The following is a 4,865-nucleotide window of genomic DNA, read 5'->3' as shown; positions in this document are numbered from 1 at the left end:
ACGACGCAACCGGCTCGGCCACAGCCGAGCGCGGCCTTCGGGGCCACGACCAGTCCGTGGCGAGCTTCGAGGAGGAGGGGCGTTCGGGCTTGAAGAGCCTGCAACGGTTCCTGCACGAATACCCCACGGCCATTCCGTTCATCGTCCTGCTGATCGGCGTCGTGATCTTCTCGATCGTGGCGGGCAACCGTTTCTATGCGCCGTTCAACCTGTCGCTAGTCCTGCAACAGGTCTCGATCATCGCCTTCCTCGGCATCGCCCAGACGCTGGTCATCCTGACGGCGGGCATCGATCTGTCTGTCGGCGCGATGATGGTGCTGTCCTCGATCATCATGGGCAGGCTGACGGTCAATGTCGGGGTGCCTGTCGAACTGAGCCTGGTGATCGGACTTCTCACGGGCCTCCTTTGTGGCCTCATCAACGGCGTCCTCGTCGCCGTGATCAAATTGCCGCCCTTCATCGTCACGCTCGGTACCTGGAGCGTCTATGGCGCGATGGTCATCTACGTCTCGCATTCCGAAACCGTGCGGGCGCAGGACATCGAAACGGCGGGGCCACTGCTGCAATGGCTGGGTCACACGATCAGGCTGGGCGGCGGGGCGGTGCTGACCTATGGCACCATCGCCATGATGTTGACCGCGGTCATCATCTGGTACGTGCTGAACCGCACTGCCTTCGGCCGTCACGTTTATGCGACCGGTGACGACGACGAGGCTGCCCGGCTTGCCGGTATCAACACGCGCGGCGTGTTCATCGCCGTCTACACACTCGCAGGCTTCATCTGCGCCATCGCCGCCTGGGCGCTTATCGGCCGCATCGGTGCCGCGAGCCCGCTCGGCAACCAGACCGCCAATCTGGACGCCATCACCGCCGTGGTGATCGGCGGCACCTCGCTGTTCGGCGGCCGTGGGTCGATCGTCGGCACGCTGTTCGGGGCGCTGATCGTCGGCGTCTTCCGCAACGGCCTGGCGCTCGCCGGTGTCGACTCGCTCTGGCAGGAGTTCACCGTCGGCATCCTCATCATTCTCGCCGTTACCATCGATCAGTGGATCAGGAAGATTTCGGCATGAGCACGCAACAGCCCATTCTTCAAGCCAAGGGTCTCAACAAGCGCTACGGCAGGGTGGTCGCGCTCGACAATGCCGATTTCGACCTGATGCCGGGCGAGATCCTTGCCGTCATCGGCGACAACGGCGCCGGCAAGTCGACGCTTGTCAAGGCGCTGTGCGGCGCGGTCATTCCGGACTCCGGCGCGATCGAGCTCAACGGCCAGTCGGTGCATTTCCGCTCGCCGATCGAGGCGCGGTTGGCCGGCATCGAAACCGTCTATCAGAACCTTGCGCTGTCGCCGGCGTTGTCGATCGCCGACAACATGTTTCTCGGTCGCGAGATACGCAAGCCGGGCTTCGTCGGGCAATGGCTCAGACGGCTCGACCGTTCGGCGATGCAACGGATTGCTCGCGAAAAACTTACCGAACTCGGGCTGATGACCATCCAGAACATCAACCAGTCGGTCGAAACGCTCTCCGGCGGTCAGCGCCAGGGCGTCGCGGTGGCGCGCGCGGCGGCTTTCGGCAGCCGTGTCGTCATCATGGATGAGCCGACCGCGGCACTCGGCGTCAAGGAGAGCCGCCGCGTGCTGGAGCTGATGCTCGACGTCAAGCGGCGCGGCCTGCCGATCGTGCTCATCTCGCATAACATGCCCCATGTCTTCGAGGTGGCCGACCGTATCCATATCCATCGGCTCGGCCGTCGCCTCGCCGTCATAGACCCCAAGCAATATACAATGTCCGACGCCGTGGCCTTCATGACCGGCGCCAAGGCGCCGCCCGAGGTGTTGGCGGCGTAATCGCGCCGCATTGCCGTGGCGCGTGCCGACAGAACCGTTGCCTAAATCGATTGAAGACATGTTGCAATGCACTAGAATAGGCTGGGAGGAACGGTGAAAGCCGGTATGATCAGGCCAACCGAACGAGAGGCGATATGACACCCGCCATGACCACCGAAGCTCCCGCTCTCGACAATCCCGACCCCAAGACGCTCGCCGACGAGGTCCTGCTGTCGCTGAAATACCGGGTCGGCAAGGACACCACGGTCGCCACGCCGTATGACTGGCTGACCGCCTCGATCAAGGTCGTGCGCGATCGCATCGTCGACCACTGGATCCAGGCGACCAAGGAAGCCTACGACCAGCAGGAAAAGCGGGTCTACTACCTCTCGCTCGAATTCCTCATCGGGCGCCTGATGCGCGACGCCTTCTCCAATCTCGGCCTGATGGAGAACATGCGCGAGGCGCTGTCCTCGCTCGGCGTCGACCTCGACCTCATCGCCGGCCTCGAGCCGGACGCGGCGCTCGGCAATGGCGGCCTCGGTCGGCTCGCCGCCTGCTTCATGGAAAGCATGGCGACCGTCGACATCCCGGCCCATGGCTACGGCATCCGCTACGCCAACGGCATGTTCCGCCAGGAAATCCAGGGCGGCTGGCAGGTCGAACTGCCGGAGACCTGGCTCGACCACGGCAATCCATGGGAATTCGAGCGGCGCGAGCGCTCCTTCGAGGTCGGCTTCGGCGGCTCGGTGGAATCGGTCACGTCCAAGGACGGCAGGCTCGAACGCCACGTCTGGAAGCCGACCGAACACGTGCTGGCCGTCGCCTACGACACGCCGGTCGCCGGCTGGCGCGCAAGGCGCGTCAACACGCTGCGGCTCTGGTCCGGCATGCCGATCGATCCGATCCTGCTCGACAAGTTCAACGCTGGCGACCACATCGGCGCGCTTGCCGAAAGCAACAAGGCCGATGCGCTGTCGCGCGTGCTTTATCCCGCCGATTCCCACATGGCCGGCCAGGAACTCAGGCTGAGGCAGGAGTATTTCTTCTCCACTGCCTCGCTACAGGACATCGTCCAGCGCCATCTCAGCCAGTATGGCGACCTGAAGTCACTGCCCGACAAGGCGGCGATCCACTTGAACGACACCCATCCGGCGGTCGCCGTGCCGGAGCTGATGCGGCTCCTTATGGACGTCCACGGCATGGACTTCGACCTCGCCTGGGACGTCACCAAGCGCACCTTCGGCTACACCAACCACACGCTGCTCCCCGAGGCGCTGGAAAGCTGGCCGGTGCCGCTGTTCGAGCGGCTTTTGCCGCGCCACATGCAGATCGTCTACGCCATCAATGCGCAGGTGCTGCTCGAAGCCCGCGCCACCAACCAGTTCTCCGGCGATCAGATCGCCCGCATCTCGCTGATCCAGGAGAATGGCGACCGCCGCGTGCGCATGGGCAACCTCGCCTTCGTCGGCTCGCATTCGATCAACGGCGTTTCGGCGCTGCACACCGAGCTGATGAAGGAGACGGTGTTTGCCGATCTCCACAAGCTCTATCCAGACCGCATCAACAACAAGACCAACGGCATCACGCCGCGGCGCTGGCTCATCCAGTGCAATCCGGGCCTGACCTCGATCGTGCGCGAGGCGATCGGCGACCGCTTCATGGACGACATCGAGGCGATCAAGGATCTCGACCGCTTTGCCGACGACAATGCCTTTCGCGAAAAGTTCGCCGGCGTGAAGCGGCAGAACAAGATCAGGCTCTCGAACCTCGTCGCCGACCGGCTCGGCATCAGGCTCGACCCCTCGGCGTTGTTCGATATCCAGGTCAAGCGCATCCACGAATACAAGCGCCAGCTGCTCAACATCCTGGAAGCGATCGCGCTTTATGACCAGATACGCTCGCACCCCGAACGGGACTGGATGCCGCGCGTGAAATTCTTCGGCGGCAAGGCGGCGCCCAGCTACCACAACGCCAAGCTGATCATCAAACTGGCCAACGACGTTGCCAGGGTCATCAACGGCGACCCCTCGGTGCGCGGCCTGCTGAAGGTCGTGTTCGTGCCGAACTACAATGTCAGCCTGGCCGAGGTGATGATGCCGGCCGCCGATCTGTCCGAGCAGATATCGACCGCCGGCATGGAAGCGTCGGGCACCGGCAACATGAAGTTCGCTCTCAACGGCGCGCTGACCATCGGCACGCTCGACGGCGCCAATGTCGAGATCAAGGAGCGTGTCGGCGACGACAACATCTTCATCTTTGGCCTCACCACCGCCCAGGTCGCCGAACGGCGCAACAATGGCTATAACCCGCGTGGCGTCATCGAGGCTTCGCCCGAACTGGCGCAGGCCGTAGCGGCGATTTCGTCCGGCGTCTTCTCGCCCGACGATCCGGGCCGCTACCGCGACCTGATGAACGGCCTCTACCAGAGCGACTGGTTCATGGTGGCGGCGGATTTCGATTCCTACGCCGACTGCCAGCGCGAGGTCGACGCCGTCTGGCGCAACAGCCCCGACTGGTATGCGCGCGCCGTCCGCAATGTCGCCCGCGTCGGCTGGTTCTCGTCCGATCGCACGATCCGCCAATATGCGAAAGAAATCTGGAACGTACCCGTCTGATGTGATTGCATGAGGCCACGAACAATGTGGCCCATCTCCCTGGGAGGGACATTGCCTGATGAGGAAGCCGCGCGCGACCGCTGCGACAAGCGGGCCGGACGGACAGGCGCCAGCCGGCGATGTCGCGGCGATTGTCGCCGGAACGCATGGCGATCCCTTTGCCGTCCTCGGCGTGCATGAAGCCGGCAAGGGTTTCGTCGCCCGCTGCTTCGTGCCCAATGCCGAATTCGTCACCGCCTACACGCTGAGCGGCAAGAAGGTCGGCGAGCTGACCCGCACCAACGACGCCGGCTTCTTCGAAGGCAAGTTGTCGATCCGCGCGCGCCAGCCGCTTCGCTATCACGCCAGCAATGCGGGCGGCGAATGGTGGCTGACCGATCCCTATTCCTTCGGCCCGGTGCTCGGCCCGATGGACGATT

At 63.9% G+C, this 4,865-nt stretch carries 3 protein-coding genes and 1 pseudogene; all 4 read left to right on the top strand.

Annotation, left to right across the window (positions count from 1 at the left end):
- Window positions 1-1,070: ABC transporter permease (locus Q0L57_RS06105; protein WP_296739561.1), on the top strand; the 1,070-nt coding region annotated here is incomplete at its 5' end.
- On the top strand, window positions 1,067-1,849 hold the full coding sequence (locus Q0L57_RS06100; RefSeq protein WP_296739558.1) for an ATP-binding cassette domain-containing protein: 783 nt from the start codon (window positions 1,067-1,069) through the stop codon (window positions 1,847-1,849). The genes Q0L57_RS06105 and Q0L57_RS06100, both read left to right, overlap by 4 nt.
- 134 nt (window positions 1,850-1,983) lie before the next feature.
- Window positions 1,984-4,446 carry a glycogen/starch/alpha-glucan phosphorylase gene (locus Q0L57_RS06095; RefSeq protein ID WP_296739556.1) on the top strand — a complete coding sequence of 821 codons (2,463 nt, stop codon included), beginning with the start codon at window positions 1,984-1,986 and terminating at the stop codon, window positions 4,444-4,446.
- Window positions 4,447-4,504: 58 nt separating this feature from the next.
- A pseudogene (locus Q0L57_RS06090) lies at window positions 4,505-4,865 on the top strand (1,4-alpha-glucan branching enzyme); the annotation flags it as partial.

Source organism: Mesorhizobium sp., assembly GCF_024509055.1.
In the GTDB taxonomy this organism is placed as follows: domain Bacteria; phylum Pseudomonadota; class Alphaproteobacteria; order Rhizobiales; family Rhizobiaceae; genus Mesorhizobium.
The sequence above is the reverse complement of the archived record's forward strand: the minus strand, read 5'-3'. Positions and strand labels throughout refer to the sequence as shown.